Below are 24,516 nucleotides of genomic sequence, written 5' to 3'. Positions count from 1 at the left end.
CTGCGGGTTTAACTGTTGGACATATTGCTATCAACCAATTCGCCCGATTTGAACCCATCAACGGGTTTCCATCTATTGGGTGACTTGCCGTAACCGAGAATCGGATCATTCCGGGCGCGTTGTGCGACGCGTGTGACGCTGCGGTGGTGAAGAGGCGCGCGCGAAACGGCGCCGGGCGGGCGCCGGTGGCCGAAAGCCGCCGAACGCCCGCCCGTGACGCGAACGAGACCGAAGCTTAAAGATCAGACAAGGGCGTCGACCGCGACCGCGATGAACAAGATCGTCAGGTACGTGATCGACCAGTGGAACAGCCGCATCGGCTTGGCCGGCTGACCTGCCCGCGTGCGCTTCACCAAGAGGAACGCCTCGGCCAGGAAGGCCACGCCGGTCGCGATGGCCGTGATGCCGTAGATCAGGCCGAGGCCCAGCACCCACGCCGCCAGCGAGGCCACCACGGTCAGCACCGTGTAGAGGACGATCTCGAAACTCACGCGAGCCTCGGACCGCACCACCGGCAACATCGGGACGCCGGCGCGCGCGTAGTCGTCCTTGTACTTGATGGCCAGCGCGTAGAAGTGCGGCATCTGCCAAAAGAAGACAATGGCGAAAAGCGCCCATCCGACGGCGCCCACATCGCCCGTCACCGCGGCCCAGCCGATGATCACCGGGGCCGATCCGCAGATGCCGCCCCAGAACGTGCTGGCGACCGTGCGCCGCTTGAGCCACAGGGTGTAGACGACGTCGTAGTAGAAGATCGCGCCCGCGGTCAGCGCCGTGGCCAGCCAGTTGGTGAAAACGGCCATCAGGGCGACGGAAATCACGGCCAGGGTCAGACCAAAGATCAATACCGATCTCGGGGTGACGCTGTTGGCCGGCAGCGGGCGCCGCTTCGTCCGGCGCATCACCTGGTCGATGTCGCGGTCGATGTAGCAGTTCAGCGCGCTCGCGGCACCGCCCGCCATCGCCCCGCCGATCAGCACCACGGCGAGAGTGCCCAGGTCAGGCCACCCTCCGGCGGCGACGATCATGGCCGGGATCGTGGTCACCAACAGCAACTCGACGATCTGCGGCTTGGTCAGCGCCAGGTAGGCGCGGAACAAGGCGATGGGATCACGACGCGTCGCCTCGGCGGTGTTCTCCCGACTGCCAAGCTCCCGTTCTCCAACGGGACGCTCGGTGATCATGCTCACGGACTGCCACCTTCCGGCATCGGCACTAGCCAACTCACGACCGTTGCCGGCAGCAGCCGGCGGCACGCTCGGACAGCCTACGCTCAGCCATCTCCGCTGCTCTGACGACCCTTGCCGGGTGCATGGCGTCACACAGGACGTGTCCGCTCTCAGCGTATGGGCCTCGGGCGTTCCCCGGGCGCGGGTTTAACCCAAGTGGATAGGGTCAAGCTCAAAAGGGATTCCCAAAATCATGCCCGAGGAGCACAACCGACGTGGCTGCCACAGATCCTGCTCTCAATTGGTCCGACCTTGACCGCAAAGCGGTGGACACTGTCCGGGTGCTGGCCATGGATGCCGTCGAGAAATCCGGCAACGGCCATCCCGGTACCGCGATGAGCCTCGCGCCGGCCGCATACCTGCTGTTCAACCGGGTCATGCGTCATGACCCCACCGATCCGCTCTGGGCCGGACGCGACCGCTTCGTGCTCTCCTGTGGGCACTCCAGCCTCACCCTCTACATTCAGCTCTACCTCAACGGCTTCGGTCTGTCGATCGACGACCTGGCCTCGCTGCGGCAATGGGACTCGCTGACCCCCGGTCACCCCGAGTACGGCCACACCCCCGGCGTCGAGGTCACCACGGGCCCGCTCGGCCAGGGCATCGGCAACGCGGTGGGCATGGCGATGGCCGCCCGCCGTGAGCGCGGCCTGTTCGACCCCGAGACCGCCGCCGGTGACTCTCCGTTCGACCACAATGTGTACGTACTGTGCTCGGACGGCGACATCGAAGAGGGCGTCAGCCACGAGTCGAGCGCCATCGCCGGCGTGCAGAAGCTCGGCAACCTCACGGTGATCTACGACGACAACGAGATCTCCATCGAGGACGACACCCGCATCGCCAAGAACGAGGACGTCGGCGCGCGCTACGCGGCGTACGGCTGGCACGTCCAGCACGTCGACTGGCGCAAGGGCGACCCGTCGAAGGGCAGCGAGTACCACGAGGACGTCGAGGCCCTGCACAAGGCGATCGTCGAGGCCAACAAGGTCACCGACAAGCCGTCCTTCATCGTGCTGCGCACGATCATCGGCTGGCCCGCGCCGAACAAGCAGAACACCGGCAAGATCCACGGCTCGGCGCTGGGCGCCGAGGAGGTGGCCGCGACCAAGAAAATCCTCGGCTTCGACGAGAACGAGACGTTCGCGGTCGCCGAGGACGTGCTCGCGCACGCACGCCAGGTGGTCGAGCGGGGCAAGGCCGCGCACGCCGAGTGGAACACCAAGTTCGAGGCGTGGGCCAAGGGCAACGCCGACGGCAAGGCCCTGTTCGACCGGCTCTCCGCGCACACCCTGCCCGAGGGCTGGGAGAAGGCGCTGCCCGAGTTCCCGGCCGACCCCAAGGGCCTGGCCTCCCGCGCCGCCTCGCAGCAGGTGCTCAACGCCCTGGCGCCGGTGCTCCCCGAGCTCTGGGGCGGTTCGGCCGACCTCGCCGAGAGCAACAACACCACGATGAAGGGCGAGCCGTCCTTCATTCCGTCGGAATACGCGACGAAGGCCTTCCCCGGTAACGAGTACGGCCGCACGCTGCACTTCGGCATCCGCGAGCACGGCATGGGCTCGGTCCTCAACGGCATCACCGCCCACGGCCGCACCCGCCCGTACGGTGGAACCTTCCTGGTCTTCAGCGACTACATGCGCGGTGCCGTCCGCCTCTCGGCGCTGATGAAGCTGCCGGTCATCTACGTGTGGACGCACGACTCGATCGGTCTCGGCGAGGACGGACCGACCCACCAGCCGATCGAGACGCTGTCGGCGCTGCGCGCCATCGTCGGCCTCGACATCGTCCGGCCGGCCGACGCCAACGAGACGGCGTACGCCTGGCGCGGCGCCATCGAGCACAACGACCGGCCGACCGGCCTGGCCCTCTCCCGCCAGAACCTGCCGACGATCGACCGTACGAAGTACGCGTCGGCCGAGGGCACCCTCAAGGGCGGCTACATCCTCTCCGAGGCCTCCAACGGCGAGCCCAAGGTGATCCTCATCGGCACCGGCTCCGAGGTCCAGTACTGCCTCACCGCCCAGGAGCGCCTGGAGGCCGAGGGAACTCCGACGCGCGTGGTATCGATGCCGTGCCTCGAGTGGTTCTACGAGCAGGACACCGCGTACCAGCAGCAGGTGCTGCCGCGCGGCGTCAAGGCCCGGGTGACGGTGGAGGCCGGCATCCGGCAGAGCTGGGACCGGATCCTGGGCGAGGCGGGCGAGCCCGTGAGCATCGAGCACTACGGTGCGAGCGCCCCCGCCAAGGTCCTCTTCGAGCAGTTCGGGTTCACCGCGGACAACGTGGTGGCCAAGGCCAACGCCGCCCTGGCCAAGGTCGGCGAGATCACCGGTCACACGACCGGTAACTGAGGAGTAGTTGTTATGGCAGACAGGCTGGCAGAGCTCAGTGCCCAGGGCGTGGCGGTGTGGCTCGACGACCTCTCCCGTCCCCGGCTGACCACCGGCTCGCTGAAGAAGATGCTCACCGAGGAGCACGTGGTCGGCGTGACCACGAACCCGAGCATCTTCCAGAAGGCGCTCTCGGACGCGGACGCGTACGACGCGCAGCTCAAGGATCTGGCCGCGCAGCGGGTCACCGTCGAGGAGGCCGTACGGCTGATGACGGCCCGCGACGTGCGTGACGCGTGCGACGTGGAGCGCCCGGCGTACGACGCCTCCAACGGCGTCGACGGCCGCGTGTCCATCGAGGTCGACCCGCGCAAGGCGCACGAGACCGAGAGCACCGTGGCCGAGGCCAAGACCCTGTGGTGGCTGGTTGACCGCGAGAACCTCTTCATCAAGATCCCGGCCACCCTCGCGGGCCTGCCGGCGATCACCGCCACGCTCGCCGAGGGCATCAGCGTCAACGTGACCCTGATCTTCTCGCTCGAGCGCTACCGCGCGGTGATGGAGGCGTTCCTGGCCGGCATCGAGCAGGCCAAGGCGAACGGCCACGACCTCAGCAAGATCGGCTCGGTGGCGTCGTTCTTCGTCTCCCGCGTGGACTCCGAGGTCGACAAGCGCCTCGACAAGATCGGCAGCGACGAGGCCAAGGCCCTCAAGGGCAAGGCCGCCATCGCCAACGCCCAGCTCGCGTACGAGGCGTACGAGGAGATCTTCGGCGGTGAGCGCTGGAAGGCGCTCGCGGCCGCCGGCGCGCAGCCGCAGCGTCCGCTGTGGGCGTCCACGTCGACGAAGAACCCCGAGTACAAGGACACCATCTACGTCGAGGAGCTGATCGCTCCCGGCACGGTGAACACCATGCCCGAGTCCGTGATCAAGGCGTACGCCGACCACGGCGAGACCCGCGGCAACACGATCTCGGGTCAGTACGAGGCCGCCCGCAAGGTCTTCGCCGACCTCAAGGCCGTCGGCGTCGACTTCGACGACGTGGTCAAGGTCCTCGAGACCGAGGGCGTCGACAAGTTCGAGCAGAGCTGGAAGGAGCTGCTCGAGGGCGTCGACAAGTCGCTGAAGGCGGCGGCCACCGGCTCGAAGAGCCCGAGCGACGCAGCCTGATCGATGAGGGGGTCCACCGTCCGCGGTGGGCCCCCTCACCTCGTACCTGCTAAGACACCTGCACGACACCGAAAACTGGCAGGATGGATCACGTGGGCAATCCGCTGCGTACCGCACAGGACCGCAGGCTTCCCCGGATCCCGGAGCCCTGTGCTCTGGTGATCTTCGGAGTCACCGGTGACCTGTCTAGAAAGAAGCTCATCCCGGCCGTCTACGACCTGGCCAACCGAGGTCTGCTGCCGCCCGGTTTCGTGGTTCTGGGCTTCGCCCGCCGCGACTGGGGTGACGGCGACTTCGAGTCCCTGGCCTACGAGGCGGCGAAAAAGGGCGCCCGTACCCCGTGGCGCGAGGACGTCTGGCAGCGGCTGGCCAGCCAGTTCCAGTTCGTGCCGGGCTCGTTCGACGACGACGCCGCGTTCGACAACCTCGCCGAGACCCTCGACGACCTGCGCGAGCGCAACGGCATCCCGGGCAACGCGGCCTTCTACTTCTCCATCCCGCCGGCCGCCTTCCCGCTGGTGCTCAACCAGCTGGCCCGTACGGGCATGGCCGACAACGCCAAGTCCGGCGGATGGCGCCGCGTCGTCGTGGAGAAGCCGTTCGGCGCCGACCTCGAGAGCGCCATCGCGCTCAACCAGCTCGTCGACGAGGTCTTCACGCCGGGCGACGTCTACCGCATCGACCACTACCTCGGCAAGGAGACGGTCCAGAACATCCTGGCCCTCCGCTTCGCCAACAGCCTGTTCGAGCCGGTGTGGAACTCCAAGTACGTCGACTCGGTGCAGATCACGATGGCCGAGGACGTCGGCATCGGCACCCGCGCCGCGTTCTACGACGCGTCCGGCGCCGCCCGTGACGTACTCCAGAATCACCTGCTCCAGCTGATGGCCCTGGTGGGCATGGAGGAGCCGACCAGCTTCGACCCGCGCGACGTCAGCGCCGAGAAGCTGAAGTTCCTCAAGGCGATCAGCCTGCCGAAAGACATCTCCAAGGGCTCGGTCCGCGGGCAATATCTCCCCGGCTGGGTGGCCGGCGAGCGCGCTCCGGGCTACCTCGAGGAAAAGAACATCCCCGCCAATTCGACGACCGAGACCTATGCGGCCGTACGCCTCGGCGTGCAGAACCGCCGCTGGGCCGAGGTGCCGTTCTACGTGCGGGTCGGCAAGCGCATGCCGCGCCGGGTGACCGAGATCGCGATCCTGTTCAAGCGCGCGCCGCACCTGCCGTTCGACCCGGCCGACGTCGAGATGCTCGGCAACAACCAGCTGGTCATCCGCGTGCAGCCGGACGAGGGCGTGGTGCTGAAGTTCGGCTCCAAGGTGCCGGGCACCACGATGGAGGTCCGCGACATCGCGATGGACTTCCAGTACGGCGAGGCGTTCACCGAGTCCAGCCCCGAGGCGTACGAGCGCCTGGTCCTCGACGTGCTGGTCGGCGACCGGACCCTGTTCCCGGACGCCGCCGAGATCGAGCAGAGCTGGCAGGTCATCGACCCGCTGGAGGCCGCCTGGAAGGGCACCAAGCCGGAACCGTACCGAGCCGGCGAGTGGGGCCCGCGGGCGTCCGACGAGATGCTGGCCCGCGAGGGCCGCGCGTGGAGGCGAGCATGATCGGGCTGTGGGACACCACCGGCAACGAGGTGGTGAAGGCGCTCGCCGCCGAGCGGCGCAGCGCCGGCGGTGTGGCGTCGGGGCTGGCCCTGACGCTGGTCGCCGTTGTCGAGGAGAAGAAGGTCCGCGAGGCCGAGGCCGCGGCCACCATCGCCGCCGCCGCGCACCCGTGCCGGCTGCTCATCGTGGTCCGCTCCGATCTGGAGGGCCGCAGCCGCCTGGACGCCGAGATCGTCGTGGGCGGCCGTCTCGGCCCGGCCGAGGCGGTCGTGATGCGGATGTACGGCCGTCTCGCGCTGCACGCCGAGTCGGTGGTCATGCCGCTGCTCGCGCCGGACGTCCCGGTCGTCACCTGGTGGCACCAGGACCCGCCGGACACGATCGCGAACGACTTCCTCGGTGTCGTCGCCGACCGCCGCATCACCGACTGCGCCCAGGCGGCCGACCCGGTGGCCGCGCTGCGGCAGCGGGCGATCGACTACGCGCCCGGTGACACCGACCTGACCTGGACCCGCATCACCCTGTGGCGGACCCTGGTCGCGGGCGCCTTCGACACCACCGAGGCCCGGGTCGTGGGCGCGACCATCACGGCGCCCGAGTCCGACCCGACGGCCGCGCTCATGCGGGGCTGGCTCCAGTCGCGCCTGGGCATCCAGCCGGCGCTCCAGCACACCGACCGCTCCCCGCGGATGCATTCGGTGAGCCTTCAGTGCGAGAACGGCGACACGGTGACGGTGACCCGCGAGGAGAACACCGCGCTGTTCAGCCGCACCGGCCAGGAGGACCGCTACATGCCGCTGCCGAAGCGGCCGGTCGGCGACGAGCTGGCCGAGGAGCTGCGCCGCCTGGACGCCGACCAGATCTACGCCGACGCGCTGGGCGCGATGGCCGGGGTCACCGGCCTCGACCACAAGCCGCCGATGCGCGTGCACGTCTGGAAGGACCCGGCGCTCGCCGCCAAGGCGGAGTCCGACGCCGGCGCGATGGCCGGCCCCGGCGGCTCGGCCGCGTAACCCGAAAAACCAGTAGTGGGCCGCCTCCGTCGCCGGATGGCGGCCCACGGCCTTTGACAGGAGTGACAGTGAGCAAGACCTTGGTCGTGGTGGTACCCGACGCCGACATCCTCGCGGCGACGGTGGCGTCCCGGCTCGTCGCCAAGATCGTGGACGCGCAGGCGGAGCGCGGCACGGCGAGCGTGGTGCTGACCGGCGGCCGCATCGCCGGCAAGGTGCTGCACACCCTGAAGGACCTGCCGGCCGCCGCGGCGATCGACTGGTCACACGTGGACCTGTGGTGGGGTGACGAGCGTTTCCTGCCCGCGGGCGACGCCGACCGCAACGAGACCCAGGCCCGCGCCGCCCTGCTCGACGCGCTGCCGCTCGACCCGGCCCGGGTGCACGCCATGCCCGCGTCGGACGGCCCGGACGGCGACGACGCCGGGGCGGCCGCCGCCCGCTACGCCGGTGAGCTGCGCCTGGGCGGGGCCGACGTGCCGCCGTTCGACGTGCTGATGCTCGGCGTGGGCGAGGACGGTCACGTGGCCTCGCTCTTCCCCGAGCACCCGGTGCTGAACGAGACGGGCACGACCGCGGCCGTCCACAACAGCCCGAAGCCGCCGCCGAACCGCATCACCCTGACCATGCCCACGATTCAGAGCGCCGACGAGGTGTGGCTGATCGCGGCCGGGCCCGACAAGACCGAGTCGGTCGGCAAGGCCCTCAACGGCGACAAACTGCTCCCGGCCGCGCACGCCACCGGCGTCTCGAGGACGTACTGGCTGCTCGACAAGGCGGCCGCGGCGAACGTGGCCGCGAAGAACTGAAAGATTGCCCGAAGGTGCGGCGCCGAGGCGAATCGGCGCCCACCTCGAGGGCGTGAGCCAGGCCACGGTGCCGGTGAACCATAGACTGCGCACCGTGCAGCCAAAGATCCGCGCCTACCGGCCCAGCGACCTCGACTCCGTCTACGACATCTGCGTGCGCACGGCCGACGCCGGCGGCGACGCCCGCGGCCAGAACAGCTCCGACCGGCTGGTCGGTGACATCTTCGCCGCGCCGTACGTCGTGCTGGAGCCCGAGCGGGCGTACGTGCTGGACGACGGCGAGGGCACGGCCGTCGGCTACGTCCTCGGCACCAAGGACACCGCGGACTTCGTCAAGCGCTACCGCGAGGAATGGCTCCCGGCGACCGAGGGGCGCTACGGCGACGACCCCCGCGACCAGATGTGGCTGAGCCTGCACCACAATCCGGAGCGCATGATCATCCCGGCGCTGGCCGACTATCCCGCCCACCTGCACATCGACCTGCTGCCGGAGTGGCAGGGCAAGGGCTTCGGCCGGGGCCTGATGGCGGCCTTCCTCGACGGTCTGCGCGCGGCCGGCGTGGACCGGGTGCATCTGGGGATGAACCCGGCCAACACCGGGGCGCGCGTCTTTTACGACCGGCTGGGCTTCACCGAGCTCACGGTGCCCGGCGCCGAGAACGTGACCTACATGGGCCGTTCGACGAATTAGTCCCGGCCGCGGCGCTGGCGCACCTTGGCCAGCGCCTCTTCCAGGATCTTGGCGCCGTCCTCGTCGGAGCGGCGCTCCTTGACGTACGCCAGATGCGACTTGTACGGCTCGGAGCGCAGCCGCCCGGGCGGGTTCTGCCCGTCGAGGCCGGCCGGCTGGCCGCAGCGCGGGCAGTCCCACGTCTCGGGCGCGGAGGCCTCAGCGGCGAACAGGATGTCGCTGATGTGCCCGGCGGAGCAGAAGTACGTCACCTCCCGGCGCGGTGCGGGCTCGGTACGCTCGTCGGGGCGCATCGGGGACGAGCCGACTCGGCTGCCACGGATGGCGCTGCCACTGGACACGGACGTCACTCCTGTCTCGGGACGAAACCTGTCTCGGTGCGAAAACAAACCAAAACAAACGCCGCGCGCCCGGCAGAACCGGACGCGCGGCAGATTCTACGACTATTACGCTCCGTCAGGAAGCGTGCCTGGACATTAACTGCCGGGCAACGCCAGGCGAAGCCACAGACCCAGGCCGACGATGCAGGCGAACCAGACGACACCGACGAGCACGGTGTAACGGTCGAGGTTCTTCTCCGCCACCGACGAGCCCGCCAGGCTGGAGGTGACGCCGCCGCCGAACATGCTCGACATGCCGCCGCCCTTGCCGCGGTGCAGCAGGATCAGCAGGGTCAGCAGAACGCTGGTGATGACCAGCAACACGATCAACGTGTACGCGAACCACATCGGCATGGTCGGTTCGATTCCTCTCGAAGGGCACAGCAGCGGTCCAACAATAGCGTGTGCCCGGACGCCAGAGGCGCCCGGGCACACGGGGAACTTCTCAGCGGGCTACGTGCTCCCGAAACCGGGCGATCGACGCGAACTCCTCGGCGTCGAGGCTCGCGCCGCCGACCAGGGCGCCGTCCACATCGGGCTGCGCCATGATCGAGGCGATGTTGGCCGCCTTGACCGAGCCGCCGTAGAGGATGCGCACCGCGGTGGCCACCTCGGCGCCGTGGTTCTCGGCCAGGCAGGCCCGGATCGCGCCGATGACCTCCTGCGCGTCGTCCGGCGTCGCCGTCTTGCCGGTGCCGATGGCCCACACCGGCTCGTACGCGATGACGATCTGCTTGAGCTGCTCCGGCGTGAGGCCGGCCAGCCCGGCGACGATCTGCGTGGTGCAGTGCACCACGTGACCGTTCACCTCGCGGACGTCCAGGCCCTCGCCCACGCAGAGGATCGGCGTCAGGCCGCTCGCAAAGGCCGCCTTCACCTTCGCGTTGACGATGTCGTCGCCCTCGTTGTGGTACTCCCGGCGCTCGGAGTGCCCGGCCAGCACGTACGTGCAGCCCAGCTTCTCCAGCATCGAGCCGGCGATCTCACCGGTGTAGGCGCCCGACTTGTGCCGCGAGATGTCCTGCGCGCCGTACTTGATGAGCAGCTTGTCGCCGTCGACAGCGGTCTGCACGGTGCGCAGATCGGTGAACGGCGGCAGCACGGCCACCTCGACGTCGGTGAGCTGCTGCTCGGACAGGCTCGCGGCCAGCTTCTGCACCAGCAGATTCGCCTCGAAGTGGTTGAGGTTCATCTTCCAGTTGCCGGCCATCAGCGGCCGGCGAGCTTCCGCAGTCACGTCACTTCTCCAGCGCTTCGATGCCGGGCAGGGTCTTGCCCTCGAGGTATTCCAGGGAGGCGCCGCCGCCCGTCGAGATGTGCCCGAAGGCGCTCTCGTCGAGGCCGAGGGTGCGCACGGCCGCGGCCGAGTCACCGCCGCCGACGACCGAGAAACCGTCGATCTTGGTGATGGCCTCGGCGACGCCCCGGGTGCCGGCCGCGAACGGCGCCAGCTCGAAGACGCCCATGGGGCCGTTCCAGAACACGGTCTTGGCCGGGCCGATGGCGTCCGCGAACAACGCCACCGACTTCGGGCCGATGTCGAGGCCGAGACGGTCGGCCGGGATCTCGGACGCGTCCACGGTCACATGGTCGGCGTCGGCCGAGAACTCGGTGGCCGCGACGACGTCGACCGGCAGGACGATCCGCCCCTGCGCCTCGGAGAGCAGGTCACGGCAGGTCGCGACCATGTCCTCCTCGAGCAGCGACTTGCCGACCTCGTGGCCCTGGGCCTTGAGGAAGGTGAAGCACATGCCGCCGCCCACGAGCAGCTTGTCGACCTTCGGCAGCAGCGCCTTGATCACGGCGAGCTTGTCGGAGACCTTCGAGCCACCCAGGACCACGACGTACGGCTGCTCGGGGCTCTCGGTGACCTTCTTGAGCACCTCGACCTCGCGCAGCACGAGGCCGCCCGCGTAGTGCGGCAGGATGGCCGGCACGTCGTACACCGAAGCGTGCTTGCGGTGCACGGCGCCGAAGGCGTCGTCGACGTAGTAGTCGGCGAACGAGGCCAGTTGAGCGGCGAAAGCGGCCCGGGCCGCCTCGTCCTTGGCGGTCTCGCCCTCGTTGAACCGCAGGTTCTCCAGCAGGAGCACCTGGCCGTCCTCGAGCGCGCCGACCTTGGCCGCCGCGTCGTCGCCGACGGTGTCGGTGGCGAAGGCGACCGGCGCGCCGAGCAGCTCGCCGAGCCGCGCGGCGACCGGGGCGAGCGTGAACTTGGGGTCCGGGGCACCCTTCGGGCGGCCCAGGTGCGAGACGACGATGACGCGAGCGCCGGCGTCACGCAGGGCGATCACCGTCGGCAGGACCGCGCGGGCGCGGCCGTCGTCGGTGATGACACCCGGCTGATTCTTGTCGAACGGGACGTTCAGGTCGGCGCGCACGAGCACGCGCCGACCCGAGACACCCTCGCCGAGCAGGTCGTCGAGAGTCTTCAAGATCAGGCTCCGACGAGCTTGACCAGGTCGACGAGGCGGTTCGAGTAGCCCCACTCGTTGTCGTACCAGCCGACGACCTTGACCTGGTTGCCGCCGATGACCTTGGTCAGGCCGGCGTCGAAGATGCAGGAGGCCGGGTCGGTCACGATGTCCGAGGAGACGATCTCGTCCTCGGTGTAGACCAGGATGCCCTTGAGCGGGCCCTCGGCGGCGGCCTTGATGGCGGCGTTGACCTCTTCGACCGAGGTGTCCTTGGCCGCGGTGAAGGTGAGGTCGGTGGCCGAGCCGGTGGGGATCGGCACCCGCAGCGCGAAGCCGTCGAGCTTGCCCTTGAGCTCGGGCAGCACCAGGCTGACGGCCTTGGCGGCGCCGGTCGAGGTCGGCACGATGTTCAGGGCGGCGGCGCGGGCGCGGCGCAGGTCCTTGTGCGGGCCGTCCTGCAGGTTCTGGTCCTGGGTGTACGCGTGGATCGTGGTCATCAGGCCCTTTTCGATCCCGATCGCGTCGTTGAGGACCTTCGCCATCGGGGCGAGGCAGTTGGTGGTGCAGGAAGCGTTCGAGATGATCGTGTGCTTCGCGCCGTCGTACAGGTTGTCGTTGACACCCATGACGATGGTGATGTCTTCGTTCTTGGCCGGGGCCGAGATGATGACCTTCTTGGCGCCCTGGTCGACGTGCGCCTTGGCCTTGCTGGCGTCGGTGAAGAAGCCGGTCGACTCGATGACGACGTCGGCGCCCAGGTCACCCCACGGCAGGTTGTTGGGGTCACGCTCGGCGAACGCCTTGAAGGTCTTGCCGTTGACAGTGATCTCGTCAGCGGTGGCCTTCACCTCGTACGGCAGGCGGCCGAGGATCGAGTCGTACTTGAGCAGGTGCGCCAGCGTGGCGTTGTCGGTCAGGTCGTTCACACCGACGATCTCGATGTCCGCGCCCGAGGCGAGAACCGCCCGGAAGAAGTTGCGGCCGATACGGCCGAAGCCGTTGATGCCAACCCGGATGGTCACAGGTGGATCTCCTCGTTTCGGTCCGCCGGATTTTGCGACCGGCGGAGGGTCTGCGTTGCCGACCGTTTCCCGGGCCGGCAAAGGGGCGTCCGGCCGCCGCGCCAGCAGGAGGAGGCGCCGCGACTGACGGGCGGCGCACAGCGCGGTCGGCCGAGCTGCCGGCACCGTCGCCGTCGGCTAAGACACTATCCGAGCCCCCTGAGGCCATCACGCAGGGGGCGCAACCTCACCGTGACAAAGCTCCCCCGTTAACCTGCGCTTCTTCCCAGGGAAAACAACGAGGGGCCGCTCGCGCGACCCCTCGCTCACCGCCCGTCAGCTGGCCGGGTCATCACCACGGCGCTCCAGCAGCTGAAGCACCTTCGCCATGCCCGTCTTGAGCTCCGTGACGTCCGTCTTGAGCTCCGTGACGTCCGTCTTGAGCTCCGTGACGTCCGTCTTGAGGTCGCGGAGCTTCGCCTTCTGATCCGCGTAATGCCGGAGCTGAGTCCGCTTGATCTCCTGGATGTCGCTCCACTGCCGGAACTGGGCCTCGATCACCTTGTCCAGGTCGGCCTGCTGATCGAGCTGTGTCACCCGCAGGCTCTTCATCTCGTCGAAAACGTGGCGCAGATCGGTGGACATCGCCCTGAGCTGCCCGGACTGTTCGATCTGCGTCCTTCGAAGCGCGTTCAACTGCTGGACGTGATGGCCCAGCGACGTTTGATAATCACTCGCGTCCTGGCTCGCACCGGCTGCCAAGATCCTCACCTCCGCCGCGTCCTGTCGGATGCCCGCGATCTCATCTTCCACTGTTGTCACCCTCTGTGCGAGGGCCTCGATGCCGCTCATGGCGGGAGAGTCTGCCGGGTTTTCGAAGGCCGCGGTAAGGGCTTTCAAACAGGCAAAAAGGTTTTCACCTTCCGGGGGACTACACCTGTCAAGGGACTACTAGTCAGCACGCCATCATCTCGGGCGTCACGGCGGCCTCGGTGTCCGGGATGCCCAGGTCGCGGGCGCGCTTGTCGGCGAGGGCGAGCAGACGCCTTATACGGCCGGCGATCGCGTCCTTCGTCAACGGCGGGTCGGCCAGGGCGCCCAGCTCCTCCAGCGACGCCTGGCGGTGCTCCAGGCGCAGCTGGCCGGCCGAGGTCAGGTGGTTGGGGGCCTCGTCGGCCAGGATCTCCAGAGCGCGGGTGACCCGGGCCGCCGCCGCCACCGCGGCGCGGGCCGAGCGGCGCAGGTTGGCGTCGTCGAAGTTGGCCAGGCGGTTGGCGGTCGCGCGCACCTCGCGGCGCACCCGGCGCTCCTCCCACGCCAGCACGCTCGCGTGGGCGCCGATGCGGGTCAGCAGGGCCGCGATGGCGTCGCCGTCCTTGATCACGACCCGGTCGACGCCGCGCACCTCGCGCTCCTTGGCCGTGATGCCGATGCGGCGGGCCGCGCCGCGCAGCGCCAGCGCCGCCTCAGGGCCGGGGCAGGTGATCTCCAGGGCGCTCGACCGGCCGGGCTCGGTCAGCGAGCCGTGCGCCATGAACGCGCCCCGCCACGCCGCCACCGCGCAGCAGACGTTGGCCGAGACCACGTGCGGGGGCAGGCCCCGGACCGGGCGGCCGCGCACGTCGAGCAGACCGGTCTGGCGGGCCAGCGCCTCGCCGTCCTTGACGATGCGCACGATGTAGTGGCTGCCCTTGCGCAGACCGCCGGAGGCCAGCACGTGCACCTCGCTCGGATATCCGTAGACGTCGGCGATCTCGCGCCGCAGCCGCCGCGCCACCGCGCCCGTGTCGAGCTCGGCCTCGACCACCACCCGGCCGGAGACGATGTGCAGGCCCCCGGCGAACCGCAGCAGGGCCGCCATCTCGGCCCGACGGCAGCAGGGCTTGGGCACGTCGACCCGGCTCAGCTCGTCTTTGACCGCTGCCGTCATCGCCATTGTGTGCTCACCTCATGCGCCGGATTTCCACCAAAACGTGCCTGTACAAACGACTGCTTAACGAGCGGCGCCCAATACCGGCACCAGGGCAACGCCCAACGACTCAGGATCATGCCTGGCGCTGCCGTCCGCAACGGCCACAGGTGCCAGAATCAGCTGCGCACCCAGGGCCTCCGCGGCGCGCCGGACCGGCTCGGGCTCGCCCACCCACTTGCCGTCGGCCACCACCGCGTCGACCCGCAGCCCGGGCAGGTACCAGTGCAGCGCGGCCACGTGGTCGGCCACCGACAGGCCGAGCGTCTCGTTGTCGGCGGCCAGGTTGAGCGTCACCAGCCGCCGGGCCGGGCTCGCCGTGATCGCCTCGGCCAGCCGGGGCACCATCAGGTGCGGCAGCACGCTCGTGTACCAGCTGCCCGGCCCGAAAATCAGCCAGTCGGCGTCACGGATGGCGTCGACCACGGGGTCGCAGATCGGCGGGTCGGCCGGCTCGATCCGTACGGCCTCGACGTGACCGCAGGTCACCGCGACCGCGTGCTGACCGCGGACCGTGACCACGTCGTCGGGGCGGGACGGGTCGGCGCCGCGCACGTCGGCCTCGATGCCGACCGCGTGCCGGGCCATCGGCAGCACCCGGCCGCGGGCGCCGACCATGGCCGCCGCGTGGTCGAGCGCCTGGACCGGATCACCCAGCATCTCCATGAGCCCGAGCAGCAGCAGGTTGCCCACCGCGTGCCCGACCAGCGGGTCGGGGCCCTCGCCGCCGGCCGGGATCTCGGCGAAGCGGTACTGCAGGACGTCGGCCGTGCGCCGGGTGACCGGGTGGTCGTCGGCCAGCGCGGCCAGCGCCTGCCGCAGGTCGCCCGGTGGCAGCAGCGCGTCCCGCTCGGTCAGCAGGCGCCCGCTGGAGCCGCCGTCGTCGCCCACGGTGACCACGGCGGTGATGTCGAGCTCGATCTCCTCGCCGGCCCGGCGCAGGCCGCGCAGCGAGGCGCTGAGGCCGTGGCCGCCGCCGAACGCGACCACCTTGACCGGGCGCCGGGCCGTCACTCCCGCCCCAGGTCGCGGTGGGAGGAGTGGGCCGCGAGCCGCATGTCGCGCAGCTGCGCGGTGAGCTCCTCGGTGATGGCGACGCTGCGGTGCTTACCGCCCGTACAGCCGACGGCGACGGTCAGATAGCGCTTGCCCTCACGCTCGAACCCGGTCGCGGTGGCGGCGATCAAGGAGGCGTACGTCTTGACGAAGTCGCTCGCGCCCTCCTGGTCGAGGACGTAGGTGCTGACCGAGTCCTCCAGACCGGTGTGGTCGCGCAGGGCCGGCACCCAGAACGGGTTGGGCAGGAACCGGGCGTCCATCACGTAGTCGGCGTCCGGGGGCAGGCCGTATTTGAAGCCGAAGGACAGCACGGTGATCCGCAGCCGGCGCACGTCCTCCCCACCGAACAGCTCCTCGACCCGGCGGCGGAGCTGGTTGACGTTGAGGTGGCTGGTGTCGATGATCACGTCGGCCTGCTCGCGCGCCTCGGACAGCAGCTTGCGCTCGGCCGTGATGCCGTCGGCCAGGCGCCCGTCGCCCTGCAGCGGATGCGAGCGGCGCACCGACTCGAACCGCCGGATCAACACGTCGTCCTCGGCGTCGACGAAGACCACGCGCGGGTTGAAGCCGCGCTCGCGCAGGGCGTGCACGGCGCCGGTCAGGTCGGTCGAGAAGGCCCGGCTGCGAACATCGAGGACCATTGCCGTACGCCTCGCGGCGCCACCCGCCTGCAGGGCGAGCTGGGCCATGTCGAGCATGAGGGCCTGCGGCAGATTGTCGACGACATAGAAGCCGACGTTCTCCAAAGCCCGGGCCACGGTACTGCGGCCACCGCCGGACACCCCGGTGACGATCACGAGATCGGTCGTCACTTCCTCGGTGTCGACCCCATCAGAGTCCGCCACGTACTCCGGCATCGACTCCGTCACCACGCCTCCCGCGTCCGTGCCCGCGCCTGCGGCGGACACAACATCCTAGGCCGAAGCCGCCGGAACCAACCTTCCGGACGGCTGTCGTCTACCCGATCCGGTAGTACAACAACTGCTCGTCACTCCACGTTCCGGGCCACGGTCAGGTCGGCGTCACGTGTGACCTGTTCGACGGCGCGTTGGTCCGCCCGGCGCGCGCCCGGGTCGGGCCGGCCCCGCCGGGCGGGATCGCCCCGGCTTCCACGTCAGGCTCGCCCGGAGCGGCGGAGCCGGCGGGGTCGGGGTCGGAGGTGGCGGAGCCGGGCGTCGGCGGGATGAGGGCGGCCAGCACCGCCTCGGCCGTGCGCCGCCCGATGCCCGGCACCTCGGTGATCTCCTCGGGGGTGGCCGCGGACAGGCGCTTGAGCGAGCCGAAATGCCGCAGCAGCGCCTTGCGCCGGGTCTCCCCCAGCCCGGGGATGTTGTCGAGCGCCGACGCCGTCATCCGCTTGGACCGCCGCTGCCGGTGGAACGTGATGGCGAACCGGTGCGCCTCGTCGCGGACCCGCTGCAACAGGTAGAGCGCCTCGGAGGTGCGCGGCAGGATCACCGGGAAGTCCTCACCCGGCTGCCACACCTCTTCCAGCCGCTTGGCCAGCCCGCACAGCGCCACGTCGGTGATGCCGAGGTCGGCGAAGACCGCCGCCACGGCGTTCACCTGGGGCTGGCCACCATCGACGACGACCAGCTGCGGCGGATAGGCGAAGCGGCGCGGCTTGCCGGTCAGCGGGTCGATCCCCGGAAGCTCGTTGGTGGCGATCTCGTCGGAATCCGGCAGGTCGACAGGAGGTTTGTCGAGGGGACCGTCGGCGCCGGGCTGCGCCTTGAACCGGGCGAAGCGGCGCCGCATGACCTCGCTCATCGCCGACAGATCGTCCATGCCGCTGCCGTCGGCGTTGCCCCGGACGGCGAAGCGACGGTATTCGCTCTTGCGGGGCAGCCCGTCCTCGAAGACCACCATCGAGGCCACCACGTCGGTGCCCTGGATCTGCGACACGTCGAAACACTCGATGCGCAGCGGCGCCGAGTCGAGCCCGAGCGCCTCGGCGATCTCGTCGAGCGCCTTGCTGCGCGTCGTCAGGTCGCCGGCCCGGCGCAGCTTGTGCCGTTGCAGCGACTCCCCCGCGTTGCGCGCCACCGTCTCCATCAGCGACCTCTTGTCGCCCCGCTGCGGCACCCGCAGCGCGACCCGGCTGCCGCGCCGCTCGGACAGCCAGCTCTCCAGGGCCGGGGCGTCGTCGGGCAGCGCCGGCACCAGCAGCTCGCGCGGCACGTCGTTCTCACCCTGCTCACCGCCGTAGAGCTGGCTGCAGAAGTGGTGCACGAGGTCGCCGGTGGTCAGATCCTCCACCTTTTCCACGACCCAGCCCCGCTGGCCGCGCACCCGCCCGTCGCGCACGTGGAAGACCTGGACCGCGGCCTCGAGCGGGTCTTCGGAGAAGGCGACCACGTCGGCGTCGGTGCCGTCGCCGAGGACCACTGTCTGCTTCTCCATGGCGCGGCGCAGGGCGGCGATGTCGTCGCGCAGCCGGGCCGCCTTTTCGAACTCGAGCTCCTCGGACGCCTGCATCATGTCGCGCTCGAGCCGTTTGACGAACGTGTCGGTGCGCCCGGCCATGAAGTCGCAGAAGTCGTCGACGATGGCGCGGTGTTCGTCGGCCGAGACCGTGCCGACGCAGGGGGCCGAGCACTTGCCGATGTAGCCGAGCAGGCAGGGACGGCCGATCTGGCCGGCACGCTTGAAGACGCCGGTCGAGCACGTGCGGGCCGGGAAGACCCGCAGGAGCAGGTCGAGGGTCTCGCGGATGGCCCAGGCGTGTGAGTACGGCCCGAAGTAGCGCACGCCTTTGCGCTTGGCCCCGCGCATCACCTGGAGCCGGGGGAACTCCTCGTTGAGGGTGACGGCGAGGAAGGGGTACGACTTGTCGTCGCGATATTTGACGTTGAAGCGCGGGTCGAATTCCTTGATCCAGCTGAACTCGAGCTGGAGCGCCTCGACCTCCGTGCCCACCGTCACCCAGTCCACACTGGCCGCCGTGGTGACCATCTGCTGGGTGCGCGCGTGCAGCGACCAGGTGTCGGCGAAATAGGAGTTCAGCCTGTTCCGCAGGTTCTTGGCCTTGCCCACGTAGATGACGCGGCCGCCGGGGTCGCGGAAACGGTAGACGCCGGGCGACTCGGGAATCGTCCCGGGCGCCGGGCGATAGCTGGAGGGGTCTGGCACGCTCTCAACACTAGTGCGGGGGACTGACATGATTACCCGACCGGAGGTCCGTTGCCGCCGCCACGGCTCGGACCTCCGGCCTTGCCGAGAGACCTTCGCGGAGCGGCGTCAGGCCGCGACGATGTTGTCGCCGTCCTTTTTGACCTTGGTCTCGGGCAGCGCCTTGGTGGCCGGGCCCGAGGTGGGCTCGCCGGTCTCGATCGAGAACTTGCTGTTGTGGCAGGGGCACGAGATCTGCCCGGCGTCGATCTTGTTGACGTCGCAGCCGGCGTGCGTGCACACCTTGCTGAACGCCTTGTACGTCCCGGCCACGGGCTGGGTGATCACCAGGTCGCCCTTGATGATGCCGCCGCCCTCGGGCACGTCGGCCGCGACGGCCAGCGCGGTGCCACCGGTGGCCGTGTTGCCGGTGCCGTCGTTCTGCGCGCCGGCGCTGCCGGCCGGGGCCGGCTGGTCGCTGAAGTCGGTGCCGTTGCTGTTGGTGCTCGAGGTGCTCGTGCCGCAGGCGGCGAGCACGCAGGCCGCGCCCAGCCCGCCCGCGCCGAGAAGGACGACACGGCGGGTCGACGCCGTACCGGGGCTGGTCGGCTCCTCGGTGCTGAGCTCGGCCTCGGTCCTGGTCTGCACGTCAGTCATCTTGTTGTCCTCCAGTGCCTGGTCCGCATGAGTGGGTCACGCGGCGTCGCATCTACATACGCTGTCGCGGCCGCCCCGGGTTCAGGCGTTCGGCGAAAATTACCCACATAACAGCGCCCGGTCGAGACTAAGGTCCCGACCGGGCGCTGTGGCTATGGATCACCTGAGATGTTGCTGAGCCCTCACACTGAAGCCTTGGCCCGGGCGCGGGTCGCCCTCTTCTTGGGCGCGGTGCCGTTGGCCTGGGCGGCGCGGGCGATCGCGTCGGACGACCCGGCCGCCTTGCCCTCGAGGCCCAGCATGTGCCGCAGGTATTGGCCCGTGTGGCTCTCGGGGACCTCGGCCAGCTCCTCGGGCGTACCGGTGGCAAGCACCAGACCGCCCTTGCTGCCGCCCTCGGGGCCCATGTCGATCAGCCAGTCGGCCGTCTTGATCACGTCGAGGTTGTGCTCGATCGTGATCACCGTGTTGCCCTTGTCGACCAGGCCGTTGAGGACCATCAGCAGCTTGCGGATGTCCTCGAAGTGCAGGCCGGTGGTCGGCTCGTCGAGCACGTAGACCGTCTTGCCGGTGGAGCGCTTCTGCAGCTCGGAGGCGAGCTTGACGCGCTGCGCCTCGCCGCCGGACAGCGTCGGGGCGGGCTGGCCGAGCCGCACGTAGCCCAGGCCGACGTCGACCAGCGTCTTGAGGTGCCGGTGGATCGCGGGGATCGGCTGGAAGAACTCCGCCGCCTCCTCGATCGGCATGTTGAGCACCTCGGAGATCGTCTTGCCCTTGTAGTGCACCTCGAGCGTCTCGCGGTTGTAGCGGGCGCCCTTGCACACCTCGCACGGGACGTAGACGTCGGGCAGGAAGTTCATCTCGATCTTGATCGTGCCGTCGCCCGAGCAGTTCTCGCAGCGGCCGCCCTTGACGTTGAACGAGAACCGGCCCGGACCGTAGCCGCGCACCTTGGCCTCGGTCGTCTCCGCGAACAGCTTGCGGATGTTGTCGAAGACACCCGTGTACGTCGCCGGGTTGGACCGCGGCGTGCGCCCGATCGGCGACTGGTCGACGCCGACGACCTTGTCGACCTCTTCCAGGCCGGTGATGCGGGTGTGCCGGCCCGGCACCATGCGGGCGCCGTTGATCTGGTTGGCCAGCACCGTGTAGAGGATGTCGTTGACCAGCGTGGACTTGCCGGAGCCGCTCACACCAGTGACGGCGATGAACTGCCCGAGCGGGAAGCCGACGGTCAGGTTGCGCAGGTTGTGCTCGCGGGCGCCCTGAACGACCAGCTCGCGGCCGGGAGTCTGCGGGCGCCGGCCGGCCGGGGTCGGGATCGACTTGCGGCCGGACAGGTAGGCGCCGGTGGGCGACTGCTTGTTCTTGAGCAGGCCCTCGACCGAGCCGCTGTGCACGATGTGGCCGCCGTGCTCACCAGCGCCGGGGCCGATGTCGACGATCCAGTCGGCCGTGCGGATCGTGTCCTCGTCGTGCTCGACCACGATCAGCGTGTTGCCGAGGTCGCGCAGCCGGACCAGGGTCTCGATGAGCCGGTGGTTGTCGCGCTGGTGCAGGCCGATGGACGGCTCGTCGAGCACGTAGAGCACGCCGACCAGGCCGGAGCCGATCTGGGTGGCGAGCCGGATGCGCTGGGCCTCGCCGCCGGACAGGGTGCCGGCGCCGCGGTCGAGCGACAGATATTCCAGGCCGACGTCGACCAGGAAGCGCAGCCGGGCGTTGATCTCCTTGAGCACCCGCTCGGCAATCATCTTCTGGCGGTCGTCGAGCTCGAGGCCGGCCAGCAGGTCGGCGCAGTCACCGATGGACAGGTTGCAGACCTCGGCGATGCTCTTGCCGGCGATGGTCACCGCGAGCACCTCGGGCTTGAGCCGGGCGCCGCCACAGACCGGGCAGGGCACGTCGCGCATGTAGCCCTCGTACTTGTCGCGGGACCAGTCGCTCTCGGTGTCGTTGTGCCGGCGCTCGATCCACTGCACCACACCCTCGAATCCGGTGTAGTACGAGCGCTCGCGGCCGTACTTGTTGCGGTAGCGGACGTGGACCTGGTCCTCCGAGCCGTAGAGGATCGTCTTCTGCGCCCGGGAGGGCAGCTGGCGCCACGGCGTGTCGATGCTGAATTTCTCGCTCGCGGCCAGCGCCTCGAGCAGGCGCAGGAAGTATTCCTGGGTCTGCCCGCCGGACCACGGCTGGATCGCGCCCTCGCGGATGCTGCGCTCCTCGTCGGGGATCAGCAGCTCGGGGTCGACCTCTTTCTTGGTGCCGATGCCCGTGCACTCGGGGCACGCGCCGTAGGGCGCGTTGAACGAGAACACCCGGGGCTCGAGGTCCTCGATCGCCAGCGGGTGGTCGTTGGGGCACGCGAGGTGCTCGGAGAAGCGCCGCTCCCGGGCCGGGTCGTCCTCGGGCAGGTCGACGAAGTCGAGCACGACGATGCCGTTGGCCAGGCCCAGGGCCGACTCGATGGAGTCGGTGAGGCGCTGCTTGCTGCTCGCCTTGACGCTGAGGCGGTCGACGACCACCTCGATGGTGTGCTTCTCCTGCTTCTTGAGCTTGGGCGGCTCGGTCAGCGGATGGACCACGCCGTCGACCCGGGCCCGGGCATAGCCCTTGGCCTGGAGCTCGGCGAACAGGTCGACGTATTCACCCTTGCGGCCGCGGATCACCGGGGCGAGCACCATGAACTTGGTGCCCTCGTCCATGGCCAGGACCCGGTCGACGATCTGCTGCGGGGTCTGCTTGCTGATCCGCTCGCCGCAGATCGGGCAGTGCGGGATGCCCGTGCGCGCGAAGAGCAGGCGCAGGTAGTCGTAGACCTCGGTGATGGTGCCCACCGTCGAGCGCGGGTTGCGCGAGGTGGATTTCTGGTCGATCGACACCGCGGGCGACAGGCCCTCGATGAAGTCGACGTCGGGCTTGTCCATCTGCCCGAGGAACTGCCTCGCGTACGACGAGAGCGACTCGACGTAGCGTCGCTGCCCCTCGGCGAAGATCGTGTCGAACGCGAGGCTGGACTTGCCCGACCCGGACAGACCGGTGAACACGATCATCGCGTCGCGGGGCAGGTCAAGGTTGACGTCGCGCAGGTTGTGCTCGCGCGCGCCTCGAATAGTCAAACGGTCGGCCACCAGCCAGCCTCTCCGTACAGGTGTTTGAATGCAGCAAAGCCGCGGGCCACTCTAGCCAGGGGGTACGACAACTTTTCCCCGGCGCGGGCCCGAGTAAGTGCAGCGTCCGCCAAATGGCGCACATTCCCGCACTTCACCTTCGGTTAGGTCACTCGTTCGAAGGAACCGACAGATAGCGTACGTCCCACATCTCGACCCCGCCGATCAGCTGCGGCGGCCCCAGGGCGTCGGTGAGCGTGGCCAGCAGGTCGTCGCCGTTGCGGCTGTCCGGGACGAGGATGACCACGGCGGCCCGCCAGAAGATCAGGTCGGCCGTGATGCGGGCGCGGTCGGTGGCGGTGAGCTGGGGCGTGATGCCGTACTCGCGGACGCGGTAGAGCAGGTCGGACGTGAAGCGGCGGGGCGCGTTCCACGAGCCGGTGTTGTCGGTGGGCGGGTTGACCGGTCCCATGAAGTAGCCGCGCGGTGTCGGGTAGTCCAGGTGCGACAACGTCGCCCAGCGCATGCCCGTACGCCCGGTGGTGACCTCGGGCAGCGGCACCGTGACCAGGGTGCGGTCGCCGGTGACGTACTGCTTCCAGATGCCCTGGGTCAGGAACGGCGGCATCGGGTCGCCCTGGATGACCGGCACGGGCTTGGGGAACAGCGGCACCAGGGCCAGCACGAGCCCGACCTGGAACAGGCGTTTCTTCCTGACCGGGAACTCACGGGCCCGGTCGGTGGCCAGCGCCAGCAGCACGCCGGCGATGGTGGCCGGCACCATCGCGAACCGCGTCACGCTGACCAGATCGATGATCGGCACGTGGCTGATCAGGGCGAACGGCAGCGGGATGCCGGTGCGGTGCCCGAAGAAGACCAGTTCCGGACCCATCGACACGATCAGCAGCACGAAAGCCGAGATGGCGGCCGCGCGGGCCGCGACCGAGCGCCACAGCACCACGATCGACACGATGATCATCACGAGGCCGATCGGCCCGAAGAACGTGTTGTCCTCGGTCGCGCTGACGCTCATCTCGCGGGTCAGCGCCGCGTAACCGGCCAGCGACTGCCGCGCGAAGAACCCCAGCGAGGCCAGGTCGGTGGCGTACATGTCCGGCTCGAACGGCTGGCCGTGATAGTTGCCGGGCGCGAAGAACTGGTACCACAGCGGATAGGCCAGCAGGGTCCCGGAGACCAGGGCCGCGACGCCGAGGCCCTTGAGCAGGTGCGGCGCCTCACGCTTGGCGCTGGTCCAGGTCATTGCGGCGTACGCCACCACGAAGACACCCAGGGCCAGCGCGGCGAAGAGCAGCGCCTCCTCGTTGATGAACACCTGGAGCACGATGAGCAGGCCGAGGATGACGCCGCCGCGCACCGCCCGCCCCGGCTCGCGCAGCCGCAGCACCTGCCAGACGATGAACGGCACCACGAAGAGGCTGACGAAGTTCACGTGCCCGTTGGCGTGCGAGACCATGGTGGGCGCGAAACCGCACCACAGGCCGCCGATCCAGGCCGCCACCCGGCTGGTCACCAGGTGGCGGGAGAGAACGTAGTACCAGGCGGCGGCCGTGCCGGCCAGGCCCAGCGTGAGCAGCAGCGCCACCGAGAAGCCGACGCCGAGGAAGTGGCTGACCGGGGCCAGCGGCAGGCTGAAGACCAGCACCGAGGTGTTGGCCATCATGTTCACGCCGTCGGGCACGTTGAGCCGGCCGGAGTAGAACGGGTTGTCCCCGTGGAAGACCACCCGCTCGCCGTGGGCCAGCATGAAGAGGAAGACGTTGTGGTCGTCCTTGTTGCCGGCCAGCACACGCCCGTTCGGATCGCGCCAGAGCTGGCTCATCACCAGCAACGACAGCGCCGCGTAGCTCAGCAGCGCCCACAAGTCCGCCGGCCCGCGACGGCGGACCGGGGCCTCGACGGCCTGCCCCTGAGCTACCTCTTCCATCGTTTGCACCGGGGCATT

Annotated in this window: 20 protein-coding genes; 6 read left to right on the top strand and 14 right to left on the bottom strand. The window is 69.4% G+C overall.

Annotated elements, in window-relative coordinates:
• Nucleotides 1–242: 242 nt before the first annotated feature.
• Nucleotides 243–1,184, bottom strand: coding sequence for a heme o synthase (locus ACQP2X_RS10480; RefSeq protein ID WP_498700909.1), 942 nt, complete (start codon nt 1,182–1,184; stop codon nt 243–245).
• A 335-nt stretch (nt 1,185–1,519) separates the two neighbouring features.
• Here ACQP2X_RS10480 and tkt point away from each other — a divergent pair, with 335 nt between their 5' ends.
• From tkt to ACQP2X_RS10450, 6 genes are all read left to right on the top strand, one after another.
• Nucleotides 1,520–3,577, top strand: a complete 2,058-nt coding sequence (gene tkt / locus ACQP2X_RS10475) for a transketolase (protein ID WP_498700906.1) — start codon at nt 1,520–1,522, stop codon at nt 3,575–3,577.
• A gap of 12 nt (nt 3,578–3,589) precedes the next feature.
• Nucleotides 3,590–4,726 carry a transaldolase gene (tal, locus tag ACQP2X_RS10470; RefSeq protein ID WP_498696024.1) on the top strand — a complete coding sequence of 379 codons (1,137 nt, stop codon included), beginning with the start codon at nt 3,590–3,592 and terminating at the stop codon, nt 4,724–4,726.
• A 92-nt stretch (nt 4,727–4,818) separates the two neighbouring features.
• Nucleotides 4,819–6,336 carry a glucose-6-phosphate dehydrogenase gene (gene zwf / locus ACQP2X_RS10465; protein ID WP_179855330.1) on the top strand — a complete coding sequence of 506 codons (1,518 nt, stop codon included), beginning with the start codon at nt 4,819–4,821 and terminating at the stop codon, nt 6,334–6,336.
• Complete coding sequence (locus ACQP2X_RS10460) at nt 6,333–7,349, top strand: glucose-6-phosphate dehydrogenase assembly protein OpcA (RefSeq protein WP_498696023.1); 1,017 nt, start codon at nt 6,333–6,335, stop codon at nt 7,347–7,349. The genes zwf and ACQP2X_RS10460 overlap by 4 nt, the downstream gene beginning before the upstream one ends.
• 68 nt (nt 7,350–7,417) lie before the next feature.
• Nucleotides 7,418–8,158 (top strand): 6-phosphogluconolactonase, encoded by a 741-nt coding sequence (pgl, locus tag ACQP2X_RS10455; protein WP_498696022.1) that lies wholly within the window; start codon nt 7,418–7,420, stop codon nt 8,156–8,158.
• 94 nt (nt 8,159–8,252) lie between these two features.
• A complete protein-coding gene (locus ACQP2X_RS10450) occupies nt 8,253–8,849 on the top strand; it encodes a GNAT family N-acetyltransferase (protein ID WP_498696021.1) in 597 nt (198 codons plus the stop codon).
• Here ACQP2X_RS10450 and ACQP2X_RS10445 read toward each other — a convergent pair.
• From ACQP2X_RS10445 to ACQP2X_RS10385, 13 genes are all read right to left on the bottom strand, one after another.
• On the bottom strand, nt 8,846–9,190 hold the full coding sequence (locus tag ACQP2X_RS10445; RefSeq protein WP_498696020.1) for an RNA polymerase-binding protein RbpA: 345 nt from the start codon (nt 9,188–9,190) through the stop codon (nt 8,846–8,848). The two genes, ACQP2X_RS10450 and ACQP2X_RS10445, sit on opposite strands and share 4 nt — an antisense overlap.
• 135 nt (nt 9,191–9,325) lie before the next feature.
• On the bottom strand, nt 9,326–9,583 hold the full coding sequence (secG, locus tag ACQP2X_RS10440) for a preprotein translocase subunit SecG (RefSeq protein WP_498696019.1): 258 nt from the start codon (nt 9,581–9,583) through the stop codon (nt 9,326–9,328).
• Nucleotides 9,584–9,674: 91 nt separating this feature from the next.
• A complete protein-coding gene (tpiA, locus tag ACQP2X_RS10435; RefSeq protein WP_498700904.1) occupies nt 9,675–10,439 on the bottom strand; it encodes a triose-phosphate isomerase in 765 nt (254 codons plus the stop codon).
• A 28-nt stretch (nt 10,440–10,467) separates the two neighbouring features.
• Complete coding sequence (locus ACQP2X_RS10430) at nt 10,468–11,670, bottom strand: phosphoglycerate kinase (RefSeq protein WP_498700900.1); 1,203 nt, start codon at nt 11,668–11,670, stop codon at nt 10,468–10,470.
• Nucleotides 11,667–12,668: a type I glyceraldehyde-3-phosphate dehydrogenase gene (gap, locus tag ACQP2X_RS10425; protein ID WP_498696018.1), complete on the bottom strand. Its 1,002-nt coding sequence runs from the start codon at nt 12,666–12,668 to the stop codon at nt 11,667–11,669. Before gap ends, ACQP2X_RS10430 begins: the two co-directional genes overlap by 4 nt.
• 315 nt (nt 12,669–12,983) lie before the next feature.
• Nucleotides 12,984–13,499: a hypothetical protein gene (locus ACQP2X_RS10420; protein WP_498696017.1), complete on the bottom strand. Its 516-nt coding sequence runs from the start codon at nt 13,497–13,499 to the stop codon at nt 12,984–12,986.
• Between the two features lie 103 nt (nt 13,500–13,602).
• Nucleotides 13,603–14,583 carry a DNA-binding protein WhiA gene (whiA, locus tag ACQP2X_RS10415; protein ID WP_097322458.1) on the bottom strand — a complete coding sequence of 327 codons (981 nt, stop codon included), beginning with the start codon at nt 14,581–14,583 and terminating at the stop codon, nt 13,603–13,605.
• Between the two features lie 57 nt (nt 14,584–14,640).
• Nucleotides 14,641–15,630, bottom strand: coding sequence for a gluconeogenesis factor YvcK family protein (locus ACQP2X_RS10410; protein ID WP_498696016.1), 990 nt, complete (start codon nt 15,628–15,630; stop codon nt 14,641–14,643).
• A complete protein-coding gene (gene rapZ, locus ACQP2X_RS10405) occupies nt 15,627–16,532 on the bottom strand; it encodes an RNase adapter RapZ (protein WP_498700899.1) in 906 nt (301 codons plus the stop codon). Before rapZ ends, ACQP2X_RS10410 begins: the two co-directional genes overlap by 4 nt.
• 154 nt (nt 16,533–16,686) lie before the next feature.
• Entirely contained in the window at nt 16,687–18,807 is a 2,121-nt protein-coding gene (gene uvrC / locus ACQP2X_RS10400; RefSeq protein WP_498696015.1) for an excinuclease ABC subunit UvrC, read from the bottom strand.
• A gap of 108 nt (nt 18,808–18,915) precedes the next feature.
• Entirely contained in the window at nt 18,916–19,443 is a 528-nt protein-coding gene (locus tag ACQP2X_RS10395) for a Rieske (2Fe-2S) protein (protein ID WP_498696014.1), read from the bottom strand.
• Nucleotides 19,444–19,625: 182 nt separating this feature from the next.
• Nucleotides 19,626–22,574: an excinuclease ABC subunit UvrA gene (uvrA, locus tag ACQP2X_RS10390; protein ID WP_498696013.1), complete on the bottom strand. Its 2,949-nt coding sequence runs from the start codon at nt 22,572–22,574 to the stop codon at nt 19,626–19,628.
• 148 nt (nt 22,575–22,722) lie between these two features.
• Entirely contained in the window at nt 22,723–24,498 is a 1,776-nt protein-coding gene (locus ACQP2X_RS10385) for a hypothetical protein (RefSeq protein WP_498696012.1), read from the bottom strand.
• Nucleotides 24,499–24,516 lie beyond the last annotated feature (18 nt).

It is taken from the genome of Actinoplanes sp. CA-131856, from assembly GCF_050956135.1.
GTDB lineage: Bacteria > Actinomycetota > Actinomycetes > Mycobacteriales > Micromonosporaceae > Actinoplanes.
The sequence above is the reverse complement of the archived record's forward strand: the minus strand, read 5'-3'. Positions and strand labels throughout refer to the sequence as shown.